The organism is Devosia lucknowensis (assembly GCF_900177655.1).
Classification (GTDB): domain Bacteria; phylum Pseudomonadota; class Alphaproteobacteria; order Rhizobiales; family Devosiaceae; genus Devosia; species Devosia lucknowensis.
The window spans coordinates 403,113-427,851 of sequence record NZ_FXWK01000002.1; the positions used below are offsets into that span (position 1 = coordinate 403,113).

Sequence of the window (24,739 nt, forward strand, 5' to 3'; positions counted from 1 at the left end):
GCTGAACGAGTTTATCAGAATTTCATCGGCGCAGAATTTCCGATACAGATTTTTCGGAATTCTCTCCAATACGCATAAAGACGCACTGGAAAAGCCGGAGAGCGTCCCCTATCTTGCCATTGCTGCGCCGTAATGGCGTGAGATTACACCGTCCAACACTCGCAAGGGAGAAGACTGACGATGACGACATCGACCACCTTCACGATCCATGCCGTGTGTTCGACCGTAGTAACCTGCAAGCGTGCCACCAAACGTTGGCAAGGGTCCTGTCGATCCAAACGAATGTGACCAGCTGTCACACCCTCGTCTTAGATAACCGATAGAACCCCGCGTGACCTGGCGTCGGCCCTTTTGGTGCCGCTCCGGATAGACGCGCAAGTGGAGATTCCACCCATGCAGGAAAATAGTCTCAACAGGGCCGAAAGGCTCAGACCGATCGTCATCGAAGTGGCAGGGGAGCCTCAAGGCGTCGTCGTGCCCGCAGATGGCGGCTACAAGTTTCTCGCCGTGAAGTTGCCGGCCTTCGTTATGGACGGGCATCATTTTCCGTCGATCGAAACCGCGCATCTGGCGGTCAGTCGTGCCGTGGAAAGCGGCGAAACGGCATGAAAAAGCCGGTGGCTGGACCACCGGCTTCTGCTTTTGGCTCACTCAATCGTCGTTGGTCGCATTGAGCTCCGAGGGGCGCTTGCCTTCGGCGGTGGGCGGCGTGGGGTCGATCGCCTGTTCGACGGCGTCAGCCAGAGCTTCTACGTCGATGCGAGAGGCGCCCGATTGCGCCTGACGTTCCAGTTCCGCCGACAGCGCGGTGATGATTGCCTGACGGCGCGGGCCGATATCGTTAGCCGTTTCCATCGATCGAAATCCCCTGCTCGTTGACGCGGACTTCCAGCGACGGCTGCGCCTGTTGCTGCTGGTATGTGTAGATACCGAAAACAACGAGGGCGATAACCAGGATGGCGATCACGCCGTAAAGGCCGTTACGGGACAATTTGAAACTCCTGACGCTTGATAGTCAGGAAAGAACGCAAGGGGCGGGCCGGAAGTTCAATCGTCGGCAATGGCGCGCAATGCCATGATGAACGCGGTGACGCCGATCCCCACGGAACTCGAATTGTCGATGACGACGGGTGACACGTCAGCGGGAAGCGACGCCCCCTCGCGCGCCAGTCGCGCAACGATCTGATCGCGGTTTTCCCGGCCCCGCCGCGCCAGCCGTTCGGCCCGGAGGGATATTTCCGCAGAAATCTGAATCACCCGGCACAGGGGATACTTGGCCATGGCGCCTGGCACCGCATGACGCGAGATGTTGGCGACCACCACGCGTCCGAGGGCCAGGTCGGTATCGACGCCGATGGGCAGGGCATAGCTGAGCCCATGGGCCTGCCAGGTGAGCGCAAAGCGGCCAGCCCGCGCGGAGCGGTCGAACTCCTCGCGGTTAAGACTGACGTGATCCTCGAGGTCGATGTCGCTTGGGCGCGTCACGAGGCGCCGCACGAAACTGAAGCGTTTGTCGCCATCGAGCGCCTGGCGCGCTCCAGAGATCAATGTGTCCTTGCCGACCCCGGACGGACCCACGACAAGGACCAGCACTCCAGGGGGACGTTCACTCAACTGACCCGGTTTCCTTCACGCCAAACGCCACATACCGCAGGAAGTTGGCCCCGCAGGGAGACCCGCACAAGATCAGCTCGCTTGCCGATGGCGATCTCACCGCGATCGTCGAAGCCTGCTGCACGCGCCGGATTGAGCGTCACGGTAGCAAGCGCCTTCGAGAGGTCAAGGCCCGCCACTCTGGTCGGCATAAGGAAGGCGGCCTGGAGCAGCGCGAACGGCACATAGTCGGATGACAGAATGTCCAGAAGTCCACCGGCAACCAGATCGGTGGCCGATATATTGCCGGAGTGCGATTTGCCGCGCACCACGTTCGGCGCGCCCATGAGGATGGCCAGACCCGCAGCATGCGCCGCCGAGGCGGCCTCGAGCGTGGTCGGAAATTCGGCGATGGCGACCCCATCGGCCTCTGCCTGTTCGACATGGGCGAGCGTCGCGTCGTCGTGACTGGCCAGCGCGATCTGCATGTCCCGGGCCCGCGTGACGATCGCCTGCCTGTTGGCAGCGGAATAGCGGTCATGCTCGGCCTGCCGCGCATCGATATAGGCCTGCACCGTCTCGTCGGTGCCGCCCATTTGGCGCGCATAAAATACCTTGTAGGCGTCCAGCGAGCGAAACTGACGTTGCCCTGGCGTATGATCCATGACCGAGGCGAGGCGCGTCGACGGATGATCGGCCAGCGCGTCGAAATGATCGACGACGTCGTGGCTGGGAAGCTCGCAGCGCAGGTGGATGAAATGCTCGGAGCGGAGCCAGCCTCCTTCCGCACCGGCTCGGACTGCTGAAACGAGTCGTTCGGAATGCGTGAGCATGTCGGGCAGATCGATATCGGAACCGATCCGGACTGCATCGAAGACCGTGGTTATGCCTGATCCTGCAATCTGCGTGTCGTGCGCATGCAGGGCCGCCAGCGGATCCCAGAACACGCCCGGGCGCGGGCGATAGTGGTTCTCGAGATGGTCGGTATGCAGCTCGACGAGACCGGGAATAAGATAATCGCCTTCGAGATCAAGGCCAGCCGCGCTGGTGCCGCGGTCGACACGCGAAATCATGCCATCGCGCACGACGACGCTGCCTAGAAAGGCTTCGTCTGCCAGAACGACCCGCGCATTGGTGAAGACCGTTTCGGTCATTCGCGGCCTCTCCCGAGTGGGAAATCGGCCATCCGCGAGAATGGAAGCTTGTTCTCCTTCTCATGAAAGAGCGTCAGGCGATCCAGTGTCAGCTCTTCTTCCAGCACCGGCGCGAACCAGGTCTGAGCTGCCTGCAAAAGGGCGGAGCGATCCTCCTCGGCCAACCGATCGGTCAGGGTCATGTGGAAGCGGAATTCGTCGAACACATAGGGGTAGCCGTAGGCATCGAGCAGTTCCTCCTGACGTGGCGTGAGGCCATGCGAGGCACGGGCCGCCCGGTCTCGCGGGCTGAGAGGAGCACGGAACGGCTCGAATATTTCCACAACGCTGGCGGCGAAGTCCTGCAGGGCCGCGTTCTCGGCCCTTTCCGGCACCAGGGCCAGAAAGCCATCGATATCGGCGATCACCAGTTTGCCCAGCGGCACAGGCTCGAGTTCGGCGGCCGCCCGCTGCATCGCCTCGCGCAGGCCTTCCTCGTCCTGCCCCGGTGCAAGCGCCATCGGTGGCTTGAGCGTCGCATGGAAACCATAGCGGCCGGCAGATTGCGTGAGGTTGAGAAGCCGCGCGCGGTCGATGCCTGCCACGGCGCCGTCGTAGGGCAGACCTGTCGAAGGATCCCGGCCCAGCCAGACAGCGGCGCGTTCCCACAGGTGATCGGTCGCGGCAGGGGCGTAGTAAATGGCGAATCTTTGCGGCATGCATCCTCCTGGCGCGCAGCTAATGGAGCCATATGGCGGCCGTTTGACAAGCCAGCGGCTGGACAAAAGCAGGTCCGGTAGTGACAAGTAACCCAAGTCCGCCCCACCAAAGACGTTCCCCATGACCCGACAGCTTCTCGAAAATCTCTTCCACCGGGCTGTTGCAAGCGCGCAACCGGCACTGGCTCTCGAGCGGCATCTCCCGGCCATGCCGAAGGGACGAACTGTCGTTATCGGCGCGGGCAAGGCCTCGGCCCAGATGGCGCGGGCCTTCGAGAAAGCCTGGACAGGCGAACTCTCGGGACTCGTGGTGACCCGCTACGGCTACGCCGAGCGTTGCGAGCGCATCGAGATCGTCGAGGCGGCGCATCCGGTCCCCGATCAGGCAGGTTTCGAGGCGGCGCAACGCCTGATGCAAATGGTATCGGGTCTCGGGCCCGATGACCTGGTCGTCGCGCTGATTTCGGGAGGAGGATCGTCCCTCCTTCCGGCGCCGGCTCCGGGCCTCAGCCTCGATGACGAGCAGGCCATCAACCGCGTCCTCCTCGCCTCCGGCGCGCCGATCGGCGTGATGAACCTCATCCGCAATCAGTTCTCGACCATAAAAGGCGGGCGCCTCGCGGCGGCGGCAGCACCGGCCCGTGTCGCGACGCTGGTAGTGTCCGACGTGCCGGGGGACGATCCTGCCCTCGTCGCCTCGGGCCCAACCCTGCCTTTGTCCGGAGGGAGGGAAGAGGCGCGTCGGCAAGCAGCTCTTTACCGCATGGACCTGCCCGACCGGGCCCGCGAGCTTCTGGCCAGCGATCTCAACCTTCCGCCCGAGCCCGGCGATCCGGCCTTTGCGCGCAACAGCGTCGTCACGATAGCCTCGGCCGTTATTTCGCTCGAGGCCGCAGCGGACCTGGCGCGCGAGAGCGGCATCGAAGCGGCGATCCTTTCCGATTCCATCGAGGGTGAAGCGCGCGACGTGGCGCAGGTGCATGCGGCGCTGGCCCGGGAGATCGCCGTGCGGAACCGCCCCTTCACCAAGCCGGTGGTGCTGCTTTCGGGCGGAGAGACGACGGTGACGCTCCGCGGCAAAGGCCGTGGTGGGCGTAATGGCGAGTTCCTGCTGGCGCTGGCAATCGCGCTCGACGGCGTCGAAGGTGTTTCGGTCCTGGCAGGCGATACGGACGGCATCGATGGGTCGGAGGACAATGCCGGCGCCTTTGTGGACGGAACGAGTGCGCGTCGGATGCGCGAGGCGGGGCTCGATCCGCAGGCTGCGCTTGCTGAGAACGACGCCTATGGCGCCTTTTCGGCCATTGGCGACCTGTTCGTGACCGGCCCAACCGGAACCAACGTCAATGACTTCCGGGCTATCCTGATCAGCTGAGGACGCCCGAAACAGACCCCGATTAAAATCATACTTATGTTGATGTAGGGCCTTGGCAGAGAGTGGCAAGACCTGCTCTATAGCCGCGCTTCCGAGCAATGGAGTTTCCGGATGACCAAGCGCAAGATTGCCGTGATCGGCGTGGGCAAAATCGCCCAGGACCAGCACCTGCCTGTCATTGACGCTTCCGACGACTTCGAGCTGGCGGCGACGGTCTCGACCCGCGGCGTCGGACATGGAAGCGTGCCGGTGTTCCGCACCGCAGCCGAGCTCTATGCCGCGATGCCCGAAGTCGGCCTCGTCTCCATCTGCACGCCGCCGGGCGTGCGCCACACGCTTGTCCGAGAGGCGCTCGACGCGGGCAAGGACGTGATGATGGAAAAGCCACCTACCACGACGATTTCCGAGCTCGACGACATTATCGCCCATGCCGCGCGCCTTGACCGGGTGCTGTTTCAGACCTGGCACAGCCAATACAACGCCGCGGTCGACCGAGCCAAGGCGATCCTGGCCGAGCAAGGCGTCAACGCGGTGCGGATCGACTGGCGAGAAAGCGTGCGCAAATGGCATCCCGGCCAGGACTGGGTCTGGGAGCCCGGCGGGTTCGGCGTCTGCGATCCTGGTATCAATGCCTATTCGATCTTCACCAAGATCATGCCGTTTCCGGTTTTCGTGGAAAGCGCGAAGCTGACTTTCCCCGCCAACCGTCAGACCCCTGTCGACGTCGAGGTGACGTTCAAGTCCGGCCAGGCCCACAAGCCGACACTTTCGTCCGGCTTCAACTGGCTCGAGGAGAGCGGTGAAATCTGGACGATCCAGGTCACCACGGGCACTGGCGACGACCTCAAGCTCGAACGTGGCGGACGCACCCTGCGCATCAATGGCGAGGTCGTCATTGAGCATGGCGATGAGGAATACGCGGGAATCTACGACCACTTTGCCCATCTGCTCGACGCGCGTCAGTCCGATGTCGATGCCGCGCCGTTGCGCTTGATGAGCGACGTGTTCTTTCTCGGAGCCCGCGAGAACGGCCCCGCCTTCGAGTGGTGATCCGCCGGCGGCTTGCGGTCGGTATGCCAGCGGATGCGAATGCCCTTGAGGATGAGGCGCAGCGCTTCCCAATGAATGCCCGCCGTGACCTTGAGCGTCATCAGCGGATGCGAGAAGAACAGACGCATCAGCTCGGCATCCGAAAAGGGTCGGCGCGCTCCTGTGAAAGCGGCGTAGAGTAGCGGCTGACCGCCCTGCGTCTCATTGATGGCGACGCGCACGCGCTCTTCCGGAGCAGACAGGCGAAATTCGTAGCGGCAATCCATGTCGATAAAGGGCGACACGTAGAACGCCTTGTCGGCGGCCTGCTCTGCGGCGTTTGCGGGCAGAACGTAGGTATGCCGCTCCTTGAACGTGTTGTGTACCTCGTAGATCGTGGCGAGAGGCTCGCCCGCGGCATCGTCGCAATACCAGACCGTCAGCGGATTGAAGACATAGCCCAGAATGCGCGGGTAGCAGAGAAGGCGAACGCGGCCTGCCTCGGGCAGTCCCTCGGCCGCCAACTTGTCATTCACCCAGTCGCGAAGTGGCTGGCCATCGCCGTGATCGGCATCGCGAAACGAAAACAATGCACGCCGGTTATGGCCGAAACGTCTCAGACCATCGAGACGATCGAGTTCGTCGAGGTCGATCAGCAGCGAAAAGACGCGGTAGCGCAGGCTGTGCTTCTTCGGGCGATGCCGCTGATGCACCACCTGGCCGACATAGATGGCTGAGTTGAGGCTCATCCCACCAGTGCTTCTGCGGCGGGCGGCGCCAGCGTAATGCGACCGGAGGGATTGGCAACCGTCCAGGGACGGGGGAGAGACCCCATCGCTTCGGCCGCTGCCAGACCGGCCTGAAGGCCATCCTCGTGGAAGCCACGCCCGAAATGCGCGCCCGCAAACCAGGTGCGGTTCTGGCCCTGGATTTGCCAGAGGTTGTCCTGCGCGTGGATGGCGGCAGTGTCAAAAAGCGGATGGGTGTATTCGAACCGCGCAATTTCCTCGCGAGGGTCGGTAGGCGGGTTGAGCGTCACGAAAAGATCGCGTCCCTTGAAGCCCTGAAGCGCATTCATCCAGTAGCTGACGCAGAGCTGCTGCTCTTCACCCAGATGCTCCATGGAAATGTAGTTCCAGCAGCACCAGACGCGCCGCCGGCGCGGCATGAAAGCCGGATCGGCATGCAGCACGGCCGTGTTCTTCGTATAGGTGAAGGCGCCCAGAAGGCCGCGTTCCGCGTCGCTCGGATTCTCGAGCATCGCCAGAGCCTGATCTGCGTGCGTGGCGATCAGCACCGCGTCAAAACGGTCGGACTGCCCATCGCGGGTAAAGAGCGTGGCGCCGGTATCGTCGCGCACGACACGGGCGATGGGGGACGACAGACGCACCTGACCGGAAAAACCATCGAGGAGCGCCTTCACGTACGAGCGGCTACCGCCCTTTACGGTGCGCCACTGCGGCCGCTCCCAGAGCTGCAGCAGGCCGTGGCTTTCAAAGAAGCGCACAAAGGCCAGCAGCGGATAGGCGCGAATGTCTTCGGCGCTGGACGACCAGATGGCGGCCGCCATAGGCAGGAGATGATCGTCGACGAAGGACGCCGAATAGCGCTGCTGGCGCAGATATTCGTCAAGCGTCAGCCCGCGCATTTCGGGTTGATGCAGGACCGACGGCGCTTCGCGATAAAAGCGCAGAAGATCGCGGAAGAGGTTCCAGAACCGCGGCCGGAAGGCATTGAGCCGCTGCGCCAGCATGCCCGAAAGCCCTTCCCCGCAATATTCGAAATTGCCCTGATCGAGCGATGCGGCGAACGACATCTCGGTGGCGTTGTTGGCCACGCCGAGATGCTCGAGCATCGCCTTGAAATTGGGATAGTTCTTGTCGTTGTAGACGATGAAGCCCGTATCGACGCCACCGGTTCCCTCGACCTCGACGGTGTTGGCATGTCCGCCAATGCGATCATCGGCTTCGTACAGCACGACATCATGCGACTGCGACAGAAGCCAGGCCGCCGACAGGCCGGACACCCCGCTCCCTACGACGGCGATACGTTGCCGCGCGGATTGCGGATGCGAGAAGCCGGAGGCGGCATGGAACATAGTCTTGGTCCTGGAATGTTTGGTGTAGATACGGCTGCGGGGCCAATTTGGATCAAGCCTAATGCCGCTATTCTAAAAAAAGTGAACGGCATCAGAAATTTTGGGTGCGCCATGATCCACCCTGGAAATGGCGCCGTATCTGGGACATGTCACTTGCGATTTACCCACTTGCCGGACCGTGTCAGGATGCAGCGTCAGCAACGCGCCGCCGTCCCAGCGTGCCCGCGCGAGAAAAGGGCAACGATCGCATGACGGACCGAACTTCCCTCGCAGGTTCGTCGCCAGCAGATATCGGCAAATACATCGTCGCCATCGCTTCGGCGCAGGACATGGTGGCTTTCGAAGCCCTGTTCCGCGAATTTGGTCCGCGCATCCGCGCCTATCTCCTCAAGCTCACCCGCGACAGCCAGGCGGCCGAAGACCTGATGCAGGAGACCATGCTGGCTATCTGGCGCAAGGCCGGGCAGTTCGACCCGATGCGCGGACAGGCATCGGCGTGGATTTTCACCATTGCCCGGAACATCTGGATCGACGCGTGGCGCAAGCAGAAGCGGCCCGCATTCGACCCGGACGATCCGGCACTAGTGCCCGCGGCCGAGCCCGAAGCGCCCGACATCATGGACCTCAAGCAGAGCGGCGCGGCTCTCCATGCCGCGCTCCTGACGCTGCCGCAGGAACAGGTTGACCTCATTCGCCTTTCGTTTTTCGACGAAGCCTCCCACAGCACCATCGCCGCCCGCACCGGGCTTCCGATCGGCACTGTCAAATCCCGCATCAGACTGGCCTTCGGACGCCTTCGCACGGCGCTGGAGGAATTCAAATGACCACGATCCGACATCACCTCAGCGACGACCTCCTCCTCGAATATGCCGCGGGCAGCCTTTCCGAAGGCTGGTCCCTTGCTGTTGCCTGCCATCTTGCCATGTGCCCGACATGCCGGGGAGAACTGGCGCTTGCCGAAGCTACGGCCGGCGTGATGCTGGAAGAGCTGGCCCCCGTCGACGGACCCGCCGAAAGCTGGGACGCTCTCAAGGCACGCATCCTCGCCGCGCCCGAGGACAAGGCCAGCCCGGTGGTCCGCCCGGGGAATGCCACGCTCCCCGAGCCGCTGCGCTCGTATCTGGGCGGCGATGTCGCAAGCCTCAAATGGCGCAACCTGGGCAATGCCAAGCAGATCCTGATCAAGACCGGGGACGAAACGACCCAGGCGCGGCTGCTCTGCATCGCCGCCGGCAAGCCGGTGCCCGAGCACAGCCATGGCGGGCGGGAACTGACCGTGGTGCTGACCGGCAGCTTCCACGACGAGCTCGACAGTTTCGGACCGGGCGACATCGAGGATGCCGACGGTTCGGTGACGCACCAGCCGATCGCGGGCACCGATGCCGACTGCATCTGCCTTGCCATCACCGATGCGCCGCTGAAGTTTTCGAGCCGCCTGGTGCGGATGGTCCAGCCCATTCTGGGCATCTGAGGAGAAACGCTATGTTCGGCCTGCCCATCATGACCATTCTGGCCGCCTATGGCGGCACCGCGCTGGTGTTCTTCGGACTCGACATGCTGTGGCTTACGGTGCTCGGCATCGGCTTTTACCGGCAGGAAATCGGCGCCCTGCTGATGGACCAGCCGAACCTCGTGCCGGCGGCCGTCTTCTACCTCTTCTACATCGCCGGCATCGTCGGCTTCGCGGTGATCCCGGCGGTCAACGCCAATTCGTGGATCTGGGCGCTGGTGGCCGGGGTGGCGCTGGGGCTCCTGGCCTATGGCACCTATGACATGACCAACCTTTCGACCCTCAAGGGCTGGACGCTCAAGATCAGCATTATCGATCTCGTCTGGGGCGGCTTCCTGTCCGGCGCCTCGGCGCTGGCCGGCTACTGGGCCGTGAAGCTGACCCAGTAACCGCGCTCTCCTCCCCTGCCCTAGCCATTGAGCTTGCGCGTCAGCGCGAAGGCGACGGGATGGGGCAGGACGCCGAGCAGTTTCAGCGGCCAGATGAGGCGGCGGGGGAACGCCGTCTCGAAACTCTTGCCATCGAGCCCCCTGACGATCCGCCGCGCGGCCTCCTCGGGCTCCATGATGCCTGGCATGGCAAAATCGTTCCTGTCGGTGAGGGGGGTGCGCACGAAACCCGGCGTCACCAGCCGCACATCGACCCGCGGCCACAGCTCGGCCCGCAACGATTGCGCCAGATTGACGATGGCCGCCTTGGTGGCCGAATAGACCTGGCCATTGGGCAGGCCGAATATGGCGGCCGCCGACCCGAACAGCACCAGCTGCCCGCCAGGGGCCAGCGCCGTCATCGCCACGCGGGCGACGTTGAAACTGCCCGTGAGATTGACTGCAAAAATGGCCTCGGCCTGTTTCTGGTCGGCCTTGCCCACCGGGCCCGGATCATAGATCGCCGCTGTCGTGATGATGCGGGTGAAGGGGCCATGCGCCTGCGCCACGGCATCAAGGCTTTCGGGCTTTTCCGCATCGGCGACGACGGCCACGGCGCCATCACCGAGGCCGAGCAGCGCCTTGTCGAGCGCCGCCTGCTTGCGGCCGGAGATGACGACCAGCGCACCGCGCGCCACATAGGCCCGGGCCAGCGCCTCGCCGATGCCGCTCGAACCGCCGATGATCCAGATCTTTTCGCCCGCGCCGCTCATGTGCTGCTCCCGTTGCTGCTTGCGCAGGCAATACGAGGGCGAGGCCCGATTGGATGCCGGCAGGCGGCGGCGGGGGACAATAAAAAAGCCGCCTTGCGGCGGCTTTCTCGAACTCGGCTGATCGCCATCCGAGCCTAGCTCGCATGGCCTTCTCGCCTCAGAACGCTCCACTGGAGCGTTTTGCCCTTGCGGGACGGCTCGAAGTTACTTCAGCAGGGTCAGGTTCACGGCGGATTCACGGCCGTCGCGGCCGGTTTCGACGTCGTAGGAAACCTTGTCGTTCTCGTAGAGACCGTCAACGCCCGAGCGCTGCACGGCGGAGATGTGGACGAAGTGGTCCTTGCCGCCATTGTCGGGGGTGATGAAGCCGAAGCCCTTGGTGGTGTTGAAGAATTTCACGGTGCCGTTGATCGAGGCCATGATGATAGTTCCTTTGATGTAAGCTCGTAGCCGAAGCAAATCGAGCGTTTTGCCTCTGCACATGCCGAGGCGGGACAAACGTTCGCAAGTGGATCAGTGAGCCAAGGAACCGGAAATGACCGGCATCGGCAGCCGACTTAGGCTGAAAACGTATGGACGCTGTTGTGACAGATAATCGCGTCGAGAGCAAGGCAGGCGTCGACGCGCGCCGGAACGCCCTGCGGCACGGATACCGACGGGTGCAAACAATGGACGGACCGGAGACAGATTGCGTCTCTGGATGGTTTTAGACGAGACGAAACCTGTCCCCGGCGCCGGTTTTTGGAACTGATCGGCGGCGGGGGATCGCTCGTCCCGTCGCGGCCGACCTGGAACCTGTGGGAGAGGCAAAGCCCCCACCCGGCCTGCCCCGCCACTGTTCGCCTGCAGGCCGCCGCGCGGGGCAATGGCCCAAGTTTAATCGAGCCGCCGCAGCCGGGGATAAGTTTGCGTGGGTGCGGCCATCGCTTCGGGCGCGGACGGTGCGGGAGGCTCGCCCTGGCGCGCGGCGCGGCCGGCGCTGAACCCCGCTTCATAGGCCGCGCGCTCGCCGCTCCGGATCATGCGGCTCAATTTGTCGCGGATCACGTCGGTGTCGTCGCGCTTGAAATTCAGCGCCGCGGCGGGCGGATGGAGGCGCATGATCGGCCGATAGCCGGAGTGCAGCGTCCAGATGCGGCAATTAAAGCGCGTGGCCCAAGTGGTGTGGCGTGCCTCCCAACCCTCGAGCGCCGCCAGCGCCTGTCCGAGCTGGGCGGCAAGACCCGCGAGATCGGGCGCGGCAACGGGCAGGCGCTCATTGCGCTTGCGGGTAAAGGCGGCGCAATCGCTGAGCAGGCCCTCGGCGCTGATGCGCAGGGCCTCGGACACGGGCGCATTGGGCTTTTTTGCGCCGAGGGCAATCGTGTCCTTTTGGAGGGCGGCAAGGCTCAGCCACAGGGCTTCGTGGCGCTCGGCCTGGGACTTGGTGGTGGTGCCTTCGCTCAAGCGTGGGTGGGGCGCAGCCTGCGGGGCAGGCTGGTCCTGAGGGGGTTGGCCGAAGGACGCGGGGTGGTCGGTGTGTGTGGGCATGAGATTCTCCTGTGCGGCGGGAGGCCGGACAGGAGAGGGTGCACACAGGTGGAGGGGGCGGGGAGAAGTTTAACCTAAGATGCTAGTAGGCGTAGGCGCCGGAATCCCCCTCTGATTAGGTAGTCATCGGAAGCGGCAAGCAAGTGCGCCAGCTTGGGAGGTAGCCCGCCACTTTGGACTCCCGGCTGCACCGCAATGAACTCAAATTCGATCTGAGCGGCGGCCCGCGCGACCAAAAGGTCTTCGAAATTTTGGAGAGTGCCCTTCACGAAGCGTGAGCCGCCCAAACCATTCTGAAATCTGCGGCTTACGTGGCCAATGACCCGTTGCTTCAAGGCCCAGATCGTTGACTTTGTCGCCTGCGATACCACTTCGTATAGATCATCAACGCGATGCCCAGCAGATTGTCCCGATGAACTTTTGCAGTGGTAGAGCCGTATCACAAGGCGGTCTACTTCCTCCGTCGCTGTGATGTAGTCGGCAATCTCACCGCTTCCGTGATCGTAGTAGATGACGGAGTTGTCGCCCACGGTCAGCATTGCTTCCAGCCCTTCGTGAACAGACACGCCGCGCTCTGATTTAGCGCCGAACTCAAGCGTAATGTCGACGCCCATGGCGGCCCAGTCCAATGCTTCAATCTGGTTCGCATCGAAGGACAGATTTTCGTCGGGTGGCAAGGACAGGTAGCTCGTCCCAGTCAGCGACCCAAGCTCAGCCGTGAAAAACGTAATAGGATCATCGTTGATGTATTCGACCAATCCCACATCGCCGTCGTCGAACAATATGAAGAGGTCTGTGGCGCTGTCGCTTGACCATTCAAATAGACGCTTGTTGTTTAGGGAATAAACGAACGTCTCGGAATAACCAGCTTCGTGCGAAATGCGCACAAGAACCGAATTTTTATCAGATTTCCCTCTAATGACATCTAAATCAAAGTCCACGAGCGGAAACTCGAACCTTCCCTCACTTGTTTCAAAACTGCAAAGGGGGGACGAGCGATAAATGTCCATCGGCCAATCGGCAGCGATAATATCGTCAGGCAATTCTGATATTTCGTCGCCGACGTCAAGAATGTCGACGCCCGACATCGTCTTGGGCGTGCCTCTCGTGGAAATTCTGGATGCCAGAATGGAGCACCAGTCGATCAACGCGGGGATTTTGTCCGATCGATTACTCCAAACCTTGGATGCGCTGCTTATGCCAATTGTTACTGCATCGCCATCTTGTTCGCCGCGGCCAAATGCGTGACCAGCATGGAACAGTCGACCGTCAGATTTGCTGATCGATTTATCAGCGTTTGAGCCAGTTATTATTCGATAAGACTCGCTCGTGTTTCCTAGAACCCGATTTCGCATGCCAACGTTGAAAAATTCTGGCGAGTTGATGTCGTTCAGAACTCTGTTTATCCGCGATAGCGGCAGTGCACGGGGAACAGCAGACGCAAACCAAGAGGCGATGTGGTCGTACATGCCTGCGTTGCGTCTCGAGGCGCAAATAAACAAGAGCAAGCTCTTGGGGTCTTGATATATGATAAATAGGTCGGACGAAGATGACGCCAGGCGTTCATCGCCAGTCCATCTAGGCTGAGAGATCTCGCGAGTTATGTAGATGGCCGCGCCGTGCTCCTCACTCGAAACCTTATAAACGATCTGCATGGGAAATGGGAATTCTTCGCCTGCTGAGACATCAACTAGATCTTTGAGCTGAAGTATTTTCACGTGAAAATATGGCTCCAGGTCAAACAGAGAAAAATCCGACAAGTCGTGGCTGGCGTCGACCGGCAGGAAGGTATCCAACACCTCGCGAGTGTGGACCTCTTCTTCGATCCGGGCAGCGCTGAGATTTTGGACGATTTCTTGCCACACGGCCCTGGCGTCATATAGGCGCTCTGCCTCAATCTCGATGGCTGTAGGCACCGCCAAGAATGTAGCGCCACCAAGCTGTTCTCCCGTAGTCCGGGCAAACCTGCCGACAAACTGGAGGATAACTGCCAATGAGCGATGGGGCGAATGCACGGCGGCTATCTTTAATGACGGGAGGTCAAACCCTTCCCCGAGCATGTTGACGCAAATTAGCCCGTCAAGAGCTCCGGCCTGTAGTTCCTTGAGCACCGATTTTACATGGCGTAGTGACTGGTCTCCTTTAATTAGCTTGAGACGCAGGTTTGTATTTGCAGAGTATGTGTCCACCAGCTCTAGCGCCCGAGCGCGGCTATCGGTCCTGACCATCACCTTGTGATTGAAGCCGGCTTTAGCGTCTCTTTGAAAAACTTCCTGGCATGCTATGGCTACAGCCACGTCAGGGGGCTGCCCCTTCAAGGGATAGACTGGCTGGTACTCAATCTCTCCAAACACCTGATCTTCGAAAGCCCTCCGCAGATCATATGTGTATATAAAGCGGCCCCTGATCTCTCGTTGATCCTGACGAAATGGTGTTGCCGTGAAGAGCACCCTTCTGGCAGTCGAGAAATGATCAAGTGTCGACTGCCAAGTACGCGCCGGGCTGTGGTGAGCCTCGTCGACCAGAACGAGGTCAAATAGGTCCGCGGGGGGCTCCGGAACTACTTCATATTCTGGACTTATGCTTTGAATCGTCCCGACGACCACGTCATATTCTCGCATGCTCTCCCAGTCTTCGACCGAAGAAACTCTGCCAAGCGTGGCGAAGACCTTTGGTCCTTCCACGGTGTCAATTGCCCCAGCAATGCGGAGCGTTCGTAGCGCCGACGCTTCCTCGGCAATTTGCTCTCTAACCAATCGGCTGGGCGTTATGATCAGAACCCGCTGCGCTCTGAGGACAAAAGCTGCAGCCAGGAGAACGGCTGTTTTGCCCGATCCAGTTGGCATTGTAACAACGGCTGGATCGGCTCGAAGTGAGAAATGCGAAGCTATCGCATGGATAGCGCCCACTTGCGCTGGTCGGAGACCGACGTCTTCCGGCTTGTCTTTGATCGGATAAGTGAACCTTGAATAGTTTTCAGAAAAGAAGCTGATCGCAAGCTCCAAACAGAAGATGTTATTCCAGTCTCAAGTTCAGCCTTGTCAGATGCATTCAGTCAATAGGCGGATTTCGATTCCACTGGCTGAGCCAGATGCTGCCTTCAGTTGGACACAGCAACGTTAGTCACCCTCCATCACCAGCACCTTGATAACCTCATCCTAGGATATCGCCGCTGACCCAAACTGCCGCATGCGGGCCATTAAAGCATCGCCCTCACGGCCTGCTTCCCAAAAATTGCTCCACGAATGAAGATTCGCTTCCGGGACGGCGCGCAGTCTTCGGGCCTAAGCGGGCGGAGTATCCCCCTCGCCCGTCTCGGCCTGCGGCCGAGCCACCCTCTCCCCGAGGGGGCGAGGAATAAGAGCTGCGGCGGCGCTCGGGCGGCGAGCGTAGCTCTAGATTGCGAGAAGGCTCCCTCACCCGGCGCTACGCGCCGACCTCTCCCCCAGAGGGAGAGGTGAAATGGGCTCAGCTTGTAGAACTAGCCCGGGTGCCCGCTGCCTCTGGCAGCGACCCGGCGATTAATCTGCCAAGGCGCCACCGGCGCCTCGGATTGGCACAATTGCCAACCGATTAATCGTCCCCCATCTTCAGCGCCTTGATGAAGGCTTCCTGCGGAATGTTCACGTTCCCATACTGCCGCATCTTGGCTTTGCCCTTTTTCTGCTTGTCCAGGAGCTTGCGCTTGCGGGTGGCGTCGCCGCCGTAGCACTTGGCCGTCACGTCCTTGCGCATGGCGCGGACGGTTTCGCGGGCGATGATCTTGCCGCCGATGGCGGCCTGGATCGGGATGACGAAGAGATGGGGCGGGATCAGCTCCTTGAGCTTTTCGCACATCTGGCGGCCGCGCGATTCGGCGACCGAGCGGTGGACCAGCATGGCCAGGGCGTCGACGGGCTCGGCATTGACCAGCACGGTCAATTTGACCAGATCGCCGGTGCGGTGGGTATCGAGCTTGTAGTCAAAGCTGGCATAGCCCTTCGAGATCGACTTGAGGCGATCGTAAAAGTCAAACACCACTTCGTTGAGCGGCAGGTCGTATTCGACCATGGCGCGATTGCCGACATAGGAGAGGTTGTTCTGGATGCCGCGGCGATCCTGGCAGAGTTTGAGGATGGCGCCGAGATATTCGTCGGGCGTCAGGATCGTCGCCTTGATCCAGGGCTCGCGGATTTCCTCGATCTTCATGACATCGGGGAGATCGGCGGGATTATGCAGATGCATGGTCTCGCCATTGGTCATCACGACCTCGTAGACCACGCTGGGCGCAGTGGCGATGAGATCGAGATCGAACTCGCGGGACAGGCGCTCCTGGATGATTTCGAGATGCAGGAGCCCGAGGAAACCGCAGCGGAAGCCGAAGCCGAGGGCGGCGCTGGTTTCCATTTCGAAGGAGAAGCTGGCGTCGTTGAGCCGCAGCTTGCCCATGGCGGCGCGGAGTTCATCGAAATCCGAGGCATCGACCGGGAAGAGGCCGCAGAACACCACCGGCTGGGCCGGGCGGAAGCCGGGCAGCGCCGTGGTCGTGGGCTTCCTGTCATCGGTGATGGTGTCGCCGACATTGGTATCGGCCACTTCCTTGATGGACGCGGTGAAGACGCCGAGCTCGCCGGGGGTGAGTTCAGGCACTTCCACGAGCTTGGGCGTCTGCACGGCGACGCGATCGAGCTCGTAGACGGCGCCCGAGGCCATCATGCGGATCTTCTGGCCCTTCTTCATCACGCCATCGATGATGCGCACGAGAACGACGACGCCGAGATAGGTATCGTACCAGCTGTCGACGAGGAGGGCCTTGAGCGGCGCATTGATATCGCCCTGGGGGGCGGGCAGGCGCTGGACGATGGCTTCGAGCACGGTGTCGATGCCGACGCCTGTCTTGGCCGAGATTTCGAGCGCGTCACTGGCGTCGATCCCAATGACATCCTCGATCTGCGCTTTGACGCGCGGGATGTCCGCCGCCGGAAGATCGACCTTGTTGAGGACCGGGACGATCTCGTGATCGGCATCGAGCGCGTGGTAGACATTGGCGAGGGTCTGCGCCTCGACGCCCTGGGAGGCGTCGACGACAAGCAGCGAGCCTTCCACGGCCGACATGGAGCGGCTGACTTCATAGGCGAAGTCGACGTGGCCGGGCGTGTCGATGAGGTTGAGGACGTAATCCTCGCCATCCTGCGCCTTGTATTTGAGGCGCACGGTCTGCGCCTTGATGGTGATGCCGCGCTCGCGCTCGATATCCATCGAGTCGAGGACCTGTTCCTTCATCTCGCGCGCGTCGAGCCCGCCCGTCATCTGGATCAGGCGATCGGCCAGGGTCGATTTGCCATGGTCGATATGAGCGACGATGGAGAAATTGCGGATATTCTTGAGCGGCGTGGTCATGAGGGCGCTGATAGCAGAAGGCAAGGCCACGAGAAAGATGGTTTAGCGGGGGTTAACCGGGCACTTTGCGCAACAATCGTGCAGGCAGATGCGTTCGTAGCGCATGCGTCACCTCGTTCCAGCCATTACCGCCCTCCTTGTCGCCACCGCACCGGTGCCGGCGCAGGATTTTTTCCGGGATCTCGAGAGGTTCGTGGAGGACGCCTTGCCGCAGCGGCAGGCACCGCGGCCCAGCGGCGGCGTGAGCGAACCGACCCGTCCGACGCCGCCCAGCGTCACACGACCCGTTGCCCCGGTGACGCCGACCCCGATGACGCAGCGGCCAGAGGCCGACGCGGCGGAGGAGGAGCCGCCCCTGCCCCGCCCTCGCCCCGACGAGGCCGCGGATGCGGATGAAGCGGAGGGGCCGGACGAGCCTGCCGCACCGGACGTTTCGGACCCGGATGTGCCGGTGGCGGAACCGCAGCCCGCGACGCCGGAGCCGGAGCGGGTGTACCAGACCGCCTGCCCGGCCCTGCTCAGCGGCGTGGTGGTGGGCGAAATGCTCGACCCGATCGCCGAGGGCATTTGCGGCGAACGCTCGCCGCTCTCGATCACGGCGGTGCGGGTCAACGGCCGGGAGATCGGGTTTTCGAGCCCGGTGACCACCAATTGCGCAATGGCAGGCGCGCTGGCCGACTGGGCCGGCGAGGTCGACGCCTATGCCAATGCGGCGCTGGACAGCCCCATCGCGACGCTCGATACCGGCACGTCGATGATGTGTCGCAACCGCAATGGCGGCGACGAGGGCTTTGTTTCCGAACACGGCTTTGCCAATGCAGTCGACGTGATCGGCTTCACGCTGGCGGATGGCCGGAGCATCGCCGTCGAAGCCGACTGGTCTGCGGCGGCTTCACCAGAGGGCAAACTGCTGCGCCAGGCGCACGGGGCGGCCTGCGGACGTTTCACGACCGTGCTCGGGCCGGACGCCAATGCCGAGCATGAGGATCATTTCCACCTGGACCTCGGCTGCCACGGACAAACGTGTACGGCGCAGATCTGTGAGTGAGGCGCAGCAATTCACCCGCATTTGGGGTGATGGGTGGGCAGGTCGGCCCAGTCGTGGAGGGTCATGCAGTCGGGGTTTTGGGATCGGGCGGACGGCACGGAGCGGCCGAGCCACGCCAATAGGCGAGCCAGGATCGACATTTTCTGTCTCCGGAAATGAGTTGCTGGTGTTCTATGGCCTCATAATGCGCCACGGCGCTGGCCATCTCAATGGACATGCTCTGCCAGGCGCTATAGAAAATCTACATGAGTAAGGCATTTCCCATTCCCCTCAATGCGCTGCGCGCCATCGAGATCGTGGCGCGCCGTGGTGCGCTGGCGCCTGCTGCCGATGAGCTGGGCGTGACCGTCGGTGCCGTCAGCCAGCATCTGCGGCGCGCCGAAGAGCGGCTGGGGGTGGAGCTTTTCGCCCGGACGCCGCAAGGTCTGCGACCACTGCCGGTGCTGCTGCAGATCCTGCCGCAGCTTTCGGCCGGGTTCACGCAATTGCAGGATGGGCTGGCGGGGCTGACCGGTGCGCAGGACGGCGTGCTCAACGTGACCGTGGGCAGTGTCTTTGCCTCGCGCTGGCTGATCTGGCGGGTCCACAAATTCTCGGCCCTCTACCCTGGACTGGAACTGCGGCTGACGGTGACCGGCGCCATGCTTGATCTCAACCGGCTCGATATCGACTGCGGCATTCGCTATGGCGATGGGAGCTGGCCGGGTGTCGATACCAGCCTGATCGGCGGACAGGATTTTCAGCCGGTCTGCTCGCCCCTGATGCTCGAGCGGCTCCGGAGCCCCGCCGACCTGGCACGGGTACCCGTCATCAAAGACCAGACCAGCATGCTCGACTGGCCACTGTGGTTCGCGAATGCCGGGGTCGATCCCGCCGCGGCGCTGCAGGGACCGGTCTATTCAGATGCGTCGCTGGCTTTCGACGCCGCAATTTCCGGGCAGGGTGTGCTGCTGGCCGCCGACATGATGACAGCCGATGCGGTGAGCGACGGGCGACTGGTGCGTCCTTTCAACAGGCCGGTGAAGGGATCGAGAGGCTATTTCCTTGCCACAGCCAAAGGGCGGCGGGAGCCCGGCAAGCTTCGACTGTTCCGGGAATGGCTGGCGGCGGAAGTGCCCGACAGCGTGCTGGGCTATGTGCATCAACAAAGGCCGGAGCCAGCGCGAGAGTGAGAACATGAACGACCCGCCGCATGGATGATGCGGCGGGCCGTGCTGTTGCGTCGGATCAGGCAGCGGTGGATGCGGCCATGTCCTCCTCGAAATAGAGGGTGAGAATGCCACCCTCGAGCGTGCCACCCACAAGGGCTTCGAGAGAAAGACCGGCCTCATCGACCTGGGCGCTGAGATCCCCGGACAGCTGGACCGCCGCCTTGAGCGATGCCAATTCATCCTGGCGCAGCACCTGAACGCAGCCGCTGATGCTGACCAGGGACACATCCTCGACGTCGCGCAGATCAGTCGGGGACGGCATGCTGACCGAGCTCAGGGCTTCGAGACCGGCAATGCAGCTGACTTCGGCCACGACCATGTCGGGTTCGACCAGCGCCGCGGGCATCTGGGTGTTGACGGCTACCGCCCCGCTACCGGCACCCGTTCCCGGACCGCTGGCGCCGCCAGTTCCACCTGAGCCGGTTCCGCCTGTTCCACCGGTGCCGTTGCCGCCAGTGTTGCCGGTACCACCCGTGCCGTTGCCACCGGTACCGTTTCCACCGGTACCGCCACCATTGCCGGAGCCACCGTCATTGTTGCCAGTGCCGCCGCCATTGTTGCCGCCGGTGTCACCACCATCGTTGCCGCCGTTGCCGCCCGTGCCGCCACCGCCGTTGCCGCCTGTGCCGCCGTCGCCATTGCCGCCGGTACCATCGTCGCCGCCGTCGCCGTCATTGCCGTCGGTGCCACCACCGCCAGTACCGCCGCCGATCGAGCCTGTACCGATGGTGAGATCGACACTGGCGAGATCACCAAGATCACCCAGAAGGCCGCCGTTTTCACCCAGACCGGCGTCGATGAAGACGCGGGTCGGACCACCCTCGGGACTGTCGATGCCGATCACGGCCTCGGGCGAAAGGCCCGCATCATCAAGACTGTCGAGAAGATCAGCCGTGATCAGCACATCTTCCGTGTCTCCGTCGCGGCCAAGGATGGCATCGAGCTGAGCCAGCGACTCTTCGCCCAGAAGAGCGTCGACATCGATGAGTTCGATATTGCCACCCGATGTCCCCCCGCCCGAACCGCCGGACGAGCCGAGAATGCGAATAATGGCATCGAGCCGCTGTTGTTCGTTGGGAAGCAGCGCCAGGTCGATCCGGGCGAGTTCCTCATCGGTCAGAAGGTCGATGTCGAGCTCGGCGAGATCAGTGTCGAGCAACGGGCCGGTGGCATTGTCGGTGCCGGCCAGATCGAGGTCGAGATCGACCACGATGAGCTCGGCACTGCCATCGCCGTTGACGGAAATCGCGACGACGTTTTCACCGGAAAGACCCTGACGATCGAGAATGGCGCTGAGCTCCACACTGGCCTCGATGGCGGCGATGAGTTCTTCACGGCCTGGGCCACCCAACTCGACAAGGGCGCGAATTTCGCTGGCATCCTCGTCGCCGAAGAGTTCGGCAAGAGCAAGGATGGAGACACGCCGATCGTCGATCAGGGCATCAAGATCCGCTTCGGCCAGATCGGGCGTATTGATCTGATCGATCACGGCATCTACCCGTGCGGCCTGATCGAGAGCGGCAATACGGACCCCAAGGACCGGGGTGGCTGAGCCGCTACCGGCGCTGCCACCACTGCCGCCAGACCCGGCACCGACGGTCACATCGGCATCGAGCAGACTGTCGTCGTCGAGAACGTCGACCCCCACACCAACGATATTACCGCGGGTGCCGCCATTGCCGCCGCTGCGTGTGCCGACGCCGGCATTGACGTCCACGAGATTATCCTCGCCAAGCACTTCAGCATCGACGCCGATCTGGGCGCCGCCGCCGCTTTCGGAGCCGGCATCGACGTTGACACCGGCATCAACGAGGCTGTCGCCGCCGACACCCACACCCGCGCCGACATTCACATTGGTATCGCCGATGCCGAGATTGACGCCAGCATCCAGGCCGATACCGCCATTGTCGGAACTGCCGCCGAGATTGATGCCGAGATTGAGCTGCGCGAAAGCGGGGGGCGCGGCAAGCATGGCCGCCGTCAGTGCGATGGCCGAGATTTGTGTTTTCCTACGCATGGTAACAGTCTCCTCTTCGAGCATTCGAGGGCTGTCATGCGGGTCCATGGACCGCTCTTGGATCGATCCCGATCCGGGGTTAGGCTGGGCTGGAGGGTTCAGCTCCAATCGTCATTGCGGCCGCTGGATTTTCCGCATGAAACACACTCCATCGAACAAAATTGCATAAAATTAGACTAATACTGTATAATATTCAGAAATCGACAACTTCGGGCTTGCAGATGGCATAAATTGCCGAGCCTGAACTGGTAGTAATGACAAAGTAACTTCGACATCCAGCATTGGTTGCAGGGGAAATATGGACGACGTCATCATTCTCGGAGCCGGAATTGTCGGCATCGCCACCGGAATTCATCTGCTCCGCCGCGGCCAGACGGTGATTCTGGTCGACAAGAATGAGCCTGGCCACGAAACCAGTTTCGGCAATGCCGGCATCATCCAGCGTGAAGGCGTGAGGCCCCACGCCTTCCCGCGTGACCTGCAGACACTGCTGCAGGTGGGACTGCATCTGTCGACTGCAGCCCGTTACGAGCCGCTTGCCCTGCCCAAGCTGGCGCCGCCGCTGCTCCGATACTGGTGGGAGTCGTCGCCCGAGCATTATCGCAAGGTGGTGCAGAGCTATGCCCCCCTGATCGGCCGCTCCATCGTCACCCATTCCGACCTCATCGAGGCGGCCGGGCCTGAGGCGGAAAAGCTGATTTCCCGCTATGGCTGGCACCTGGCCTTTCGCAGTCCAGACAAGCTGGAAAAGGAAGTCGGCAAGGCGCAGGGCGACCATGACCAGTTCGGCATCGGCTTTGAGGTGCTGGACTGGCCGGCCCTCAAGGCGGTCGAACCCAACCTGATCGGCGGGCTGGCCGGCGCCATCCACTGGACCGATCCCTGGACAGTGAAGGACCCGGGCGCGCTGGTGGCCGAGTATTTCAAACTGTTCCTCAAGCTCGGTGGCCGTTTCCGGCGCGGCGTGGCCAAAGGGCTGAGCGAAGAGGCCGGCGGCTGGACGGCCAGCGTGGAGGGGCAGACCATCCGGGCGCGGCAGGCCGTGATCGCGCTGGGACCGTGGGCTCCGGATGTGCTGGAGCCACTCGGCTACCGGTTGCCGCTGTTCGTGAAGCGCGGCTACCACATGCATTACGGCAGCGGCGAGGGCGTGGTGCTGAACCACCTGCTGCTCGATCCGGAAGTGGGCTATGCCATGGCGCCGATGGCGCGGGGTATCCGCATCACCACCGGCGCGGAATTCGCCGAGCGTGATGCGGCGCCGACCCCGGTGCAACTGGCCAAGGCGGAGAAGGCAGCCCGCGAGCTGTTCCCGCTGGGCCAGCGGCTCGACCCGCAGCCCTGGAAGGGCGCCCGTCCCTGCACGCCCGACATGATGCCGATCATTTCCAAGGCACCCAAGCATGAGGGACTGTTCGTCGGCATCGGCCACGCGCATCACGGCTTCACCCTGGGACCGGCTACCGGCGAACTGCTGGCACAGATGATGACCGGCGAGGCGACGGCGATCGACGTCAATCCCTTCCGCATGGGACGGTTCATGGGCGCTTGAGCGTGAACCGGCTCCAGTTCCGCGCCGCGGTGATCTATTGGCGCGGGCCCGCCCCATTCCTGTTTGCCGCCATCCCGGCGGCGCTGGCCGCCGATATCCGGGCGCTGGGCAGCGCAGTAAGCTATGGCTGGGGCTGCATCCCGGTCAGCGCGCAGATCGGCGAGGCCCGTTTCACGACCTCGCTGCTGCCCAAGGACGGCAGCTATCTGCTGCCGCTCAAGGTGGCGGCCCGAAAGGCGATCGGGCCGGTGGATGTGGGCGACACGCTGGACGTGTCGCTCGATATCGGTACTAGCCGCTGATCAGGCGGCGCAGCTTGGCGACGGCGGTATCGCTCGATTCGCGATAGGCGATGGTGCCCTGGAAGTTGCCGTCGCGGTCGACCAGGAACACGGACGCCGTGTGGTCCATGGTGTAGTCGTCGCCCTCGAGCGGCACCTTCTCGTAGTAGACGGCCCAGGACCTGGCCATCCGGTCGATCTCTTCGGGCGATCCGGTGACACCGGTGACACGGCCCGTCCAGGACACGTAGTCGCCGATGATCTCGGGCGTGTCGCGCTCGGGGTCGACAGTGACGAAATAGGCCTGGAGGTCCCTGGCCTCGTCGCCCAGCGTTTCGTACCACGCCGTCATCTCGGCCAGCGAGGTGGGACATACATCCGGACAGTGGGTGAAACCGAAAAACAGCATCGAGGGGTGACCCGAAAGACTGGCGCGGGTGAACGGTTCGCCCGCTGCCGTCACCAGATCGTAATCGGCCTGCCCGAGGCCGGCCGCGGGCCTGGGCGCAATGAAGGTGGTATAGGCATAAAGCCCGGTGGCGCCGAGCGCCGCCACGGCAACGAGCGTCCAGAGGACGGTGCGGAGATGGGCAAGTGCGGGCATGATCAGTGGCTCATGGGCGCGGCTGCAGCGGTCGCGCCGGCGCGGAGATCGAGGGTGACCGTACCGGCCTTCTCGAAGGTCAGGGTGACGGGGACGGCATCGCCTTCGGCAATGGCACCGGTGAGCCCCATGAACATGAGGTGATAGCCGCCGGGCTCAAGCACGACGGTGGCGCCGGCCGGAATGACGAGGCCATCGGCGAGCTGGCGCATCCTCATGACATCGCCCTGCATGGCCATTTCGTGGATCTGGCCTTCGCGGGCAATCGGACTGTCCACCGAGACCAGGCGATCATCCTCCGCACCGGTATTGGTGAGGGTGAGGAAGCCGCCGGCCACCGGCGCATTGGGCAGGGTGGCGCGGGTGAAGGCGCCCGAAATCTCGATGGCGCCAACGGTGACGGGCGCCGTTTCGGCGTGGGCCGCATGCGCCGACGCATCCTGGGCGATCGCGGGGGGGAGACTTGCGAGCGTGGTCGCAAGAGCGAGGGTGAGAATGGAAGAACGGCGGGACATGGTA

General features: G+C 62.7%; 26 protein-coding genes. 10 read left to right on the plus strand and 16 right to left on the minus strand.

The genetic code is table 11. From position 1 onward, the window contains the following. The first annotated feature begins 393 nt into the window (after nucleotides 1–393). Nucleotides 394–609, plus strand: coding sequence for a hypothetical protein (locus tag CCK88_RS14265; protein ID WP_086471255.1), 216 nt, complete (start codon nucleotides 394–396; stop codon nucleotides 607–609). Nucleotides 610–651: 42 nt separating this feature from the next. On the opposite strand, the gene CCK88_RS14270 is transcribed toward CCK88_RS14265, so the two are convergent. The 5 genes from CCK88_RS14270 to CCK88_RS14285 are packed head-to-tail and all read right to left on the minus strand — an operon-like array spanning nucleotide 652 to nucleotide 3,445. Next, nucleotides 652–855, minus strand: a complete 204-nt coding sequence (locus CCK88_RS14270) for a hypothetical protein (RefSeq protein WP_086471256.1) — start codon at nucleotides 853–855, stop codon at nucleotides 652–654. Continuing rightward, nucleotides 842–991, minus strand: a complete 150-nt coding sequence (locus CCK88_RS18495) for a hypothetical protein (protein ID WP_170926501.1) — start codon at nucleotides 989–991, stop codon at nucleotides 842–844. Before CCK88_RS18495 ends, CCK88_RS14270 begins: the two co-directional genes overlap by 14 nt. A 56-nt stretch (nucleotides 992–1,047) precedes the next feature. Then, nucleotides 1,048–1,614: a phosphonate metabolism protein/1,5-bisphosphokinase (PRPP-forming) PhnN gene (gene phnN, locus CCK88_RS14275; RefSeq protein WP_086471257.1), complete on the minus strand. Its 567-nt coding sequence runs from the start codon at nucleotides 1,612–1,614 to the stop codon at nucleotides 1,048–1,050. Continuing rightward, nucleotides 1,611–2,747, minus strand: coding sequence for an alpha-D-ribose 1-methylphosphonate 5-triphosphate diphosphatase (locus CCK88_RS14280; protein WP_086471258.1), 1,137 nt, complete (start codon nucleotides 2,745–2,747; stop codon nucleotides 1,611–1,613). The genes phnN and CCK88_RS14280 overlap by 4 nt, the downstream gene beginning before the upstream one ends. Next, a complete protein-coding gene (locus CCK88_RS14285; RefSeq protein WP_170926502.1) occupies nucleotides 2,744–3,445 on the minus strand; it encodes a DUF1045 domain-containing protein in 702 nt (233 codons plus the stop codon). Before CCK88_RS14285 ends, CCK88_RS14280 begins: the two co-directional genes overlap by 4 nt. 121 nt (nucleotides 3,446–3,566) lie before the next feature. Between CCK88_RS14285 and CCK88_RS14290 the strand changes: the two genes are divergently transcribed. Then, a complete protein-coding gene (locus CCK88_RS14290; RefSeq protein ID WP_086471259.1) occupies nucleotides 3,567–4,820 on the plus strand; it encodes a glycerate kinase type-2 family protein in 1,254 nt (417 codons plus the stop codon). 111 nt (nucleotides 4,821–4,931) lie between these two features. After that, nucleotides 4,932–5,870: a Gfo/Idh/MocA family protein gene (locus CCK88_RS14295; protein WP_086471260.1), complete on the plus strand. Its 939-nt coding sequence runs from the start codon at nucleotides 4,932–4,934 to the stop codon at nucleotides 5,868–5,870. On the opposite strand, the gene CCK88_RS14300 is transcribed toward CCK88_RS14295, so the two are convergent. Next, nucleotides 5,780–6,598, minus strand: coding sequence for a DUF1365 domain-containing protein (locus CCK88_RS14300; RefSeq protein ID WP_086471261.1), 819 nt, complete (start codon nucleotides 6,596–6,598; stop codon nucleotides 5,780–5,782). The two genes, CCK88_RS14295 and CCK88_RS14300, sit on opposite strands and share 91 nt — an antisense overlap. Then, a complete protein-coding gene (locus CCK88_RS14305) occupies nucleotides 6,595–7,947 on the minus strand; it encodes an NAD(P)/FAD-dependent oxidoreductase (protein ID WP_086471262.1) in 1,353 nt (450 codons plus the stop codon). Before CCK88_RS14305 ends, CCK88_RS14300 begins: the two co-directional genes overlap by 4 nt. Nucleotides 7,948–8,195: 248 nt before the next feature. Between CCK88_RS14305 and CCK88_RS14310 the strand changes: the two genes are divergently transcribed. From CCK88_RS14310 to CCK88_RS14320, 3 genes are read left to right on the plus strand one after another with little or no spacing between them, the layout of a single operon-like run. Next, nucleotides 8,196–8,771 (plus strand): sigma-70 family RNA polymerase sigma factor, encoded by a 576-nt coding sequence (locus tag CCK88_RS14310; protein WP_244557548.1) that lies wholly within the window; start codon nucleotides 8,196–8,198, stop codon nucleotides 8,769–8,771. After that, a complete protein-coding gene (locus tag CCK88_RS14315) occupies nucleotides 8,768–9,418 on the plus strand; it encodes a ChrR family anti-sigma-E factor (protein ID WP_086471263.1) in 651 nt (216 codons plus the stop codon). The genes CCK88_RS14310 and CCK88_RS14315 overlap by 4 nt, the downstream gene beginning before the upstream one ends. An 11-nt stretch (nucleotides 9,419–9,429) precedes the next feature. Continuing rightward, entirely contained in the window at nucleotides 9,430–9,846 is a 417-nt protein-coding gene (locus CCK88_RS14320; protein WP_244557549.1) for a DUF2177 family protein, read from the plus strand. Between the two features lie 20 nt (nucleotides 9,847–9,866). Here the strand turns inward: CCK88_RS14320 and CCK88_RS14325 are convergent, their stop codons facing one another. From CCK88_RS14325 to lepA, 5 genes are all read right to left on the minus strand, one after another. Further along, entirely contained in the window at nucleotides 9,867–10,598 is a 732-nt protein-coding gene (locus CCK88_RS14325; protein WP_086471264.1) for an SDR family NAD(P)-dependent oxidoreductase, read from the minus strand. Between the two features lie 204 nt (nucleotides 10,599–10,802). Further along, nucleotides 10,803–11,018, minus strand: a complete 216-nt coding sequence (locus CCK88_RS14330) for a cold-shock protein (RefSeq protein WP_086471265.1) — start codon at nucleotides 11,016–11,018, stop codon at nucleotides 10,803–10,805. A gap of 456 nt (nucleotides 11,019–11,474) precedes the next feature. Continuing rightward, entirely contained in the window at nucleotides 11,475–12,128 is a 654-nt protein-coding gene (locus tag CCK88_RS14335) for a hypothetical protein (protein ID WP_140049003.1), read from the minus strand. A 74-nt stretch (nucleotides 12,129–12,202) separates the two neighbouring features. Continuing rightward, nucleotides 12,203–15,133 (minus strand): DEAD/DEAH box helicase, encoded by a 2,931-nt coding sequence (locus tag CCK88_RS14340; RefSeq protein WP_086471267.1) that lies wholly within the window; start codon nucleotides 15,131–15,133, stop codon nucleotides 12,203–12,205. A gap of 568 nt (nucleotides 15,134–15,701) precedes the next feature. After that, on the minus strand, nucleotides 15,702–17,507 hold the full coding sequence (lepA, locus tag CCK88_RS14345; protein ID WP_086471268.1) for a translation elongation factor 4: 1,806 nt from the start codon (nucleotides 17,505–17,507) through the stop codon (nucleotides 15,702–15,704). A gap of 103 nt (nucleotides 17,508–17,610) precedes the next feature. Here lepA and CCK88_RS14350 point away from each other — a divergent pair, with 103 nt between their 5' ends. Continuing rightward, nucleotides 17,611–18,555 (plus strand): extensin-like domain-containing protein, encoded by a 945-nt coding sequence (locus tag CCK88_RS14350; protein WP_086471269.1) that lies wholly within the window; start codon nucleotides 17,611–17,613, stop codon nucleotides 18,553–18,555. An 11-nt stretch (nucleotides 18,556–18,566) separates the two neighbouring features. Here CCK88_RS14350 and CCK88_RS18790 read toward each other — a convergent pair whose 3' ends face one another. Beyond that, nucleotides 18,567–18,695, minus strand: a complete 129-nt coding sequence (locus CCK88_RS18790) for a hypothetical protein (RefSeq protein WP_280173826.1) — start codon at nucleotides 18,693–18,695, stop codon at nucleotides 18,567–18,569. Nucleotides 18,696–18,800: 105 nt separating this feature from the next. Here CCK88_RS18790 and CCK88_RS14355 point away from each other — a divergent pair, with 105 nt between their 5' ends. Next, the gene (locus CCK88_RS14355) at nucleotides 18,801–19,727 is read left to right on the plus strand and encodes a LysR substrate-binding domain-containing protein (RefSeq protein ID WP_086471270.1); all 927 of its coding nucleotides are present in this window, start codon (nucleotides 18,801–18,803) and stop codon (nucleotides 19,725–19,727) included. A 55-nt stretch (nucleotides 19,728–19,782) separates the two neighbouring features. On the opposite strand, the gene CCK88_RS18570 is transcribed toward CCK88_RS14355, so the two are convergent. Continuing rightward, the gene (locus CCK88_RS18570) at nucleotides 19,783–21,783 is read right to left on the minus strand and encodes a hypothetical protein (protein WP_210189952.1); all 2,001 of its coding nucleotides are present in this window, start codon (nucleotides 21,781–21,783) and stop codon (nucleotides 19,783–19,785) included. A 298-nt stretch (nucleotides 21,784–22,081) separates the two neighbouring features. On the opposite strand from CCK88_RS18570, the gene CCK88_RS14365 reads away from it, so the two are divergent. Then, nucleotides 22,082–23,335, plus strand: coding sequence for an NAD(P)/FAD-dependent oxidoreductase (locus CCK88_RS14365; RefSeq protein WP_086471271.1), 1,254 nt, complete (start codon nucleotides 22,082–22,084; stop codon nucleotides 23,333–23,335). A 2-nt stretch (nucleotides 23,336–23,337) separates the two neighbouring features. Beyond that, entirely contained in the window at nucleotides 23,338–23,637 is a 300-nt protein-coding gene (locus tag CCK88_RS14370; RefSeq protein ID WP_086471272.1) for a DUF1905 domain-containing protein, read from the plus strand. Here CCK88_RS14370 and CCK88_RS14375 read toward each other — a convergent pair. Both CCK88_RS14375 and CCK88_RS14380 read right to left on the minus strand, forming a co-directional pair. Beyond that, a complete protein-coding gene (locus tag CCK88_RS14375) occupies nucleotides 23,627–24,220 on the minus strand; it encodes an SCO family protein (RefSeq protein ID WP_086471273.1) in 594 nt (197 codons plus the stop codon). The genes CCK88_RS14370 and CCK88_RS14375 overlap by 11 nt on opposite strands. 2 nt (nucleotides 24,221–24,222) lie before the next feature. Beyond that, entirely contained in the window at nucleotides 24,223–24,735 is a 513-nt protein-coding gene (locus tag CCK88_RS14380) for a copper chaperone PCu(A)C (RefSeq protein ID WP_086471274.1), read from the minus strand. Between the last annotated feature and the right edge of the window lie 4 nt (nucleotides 24,736–24,739).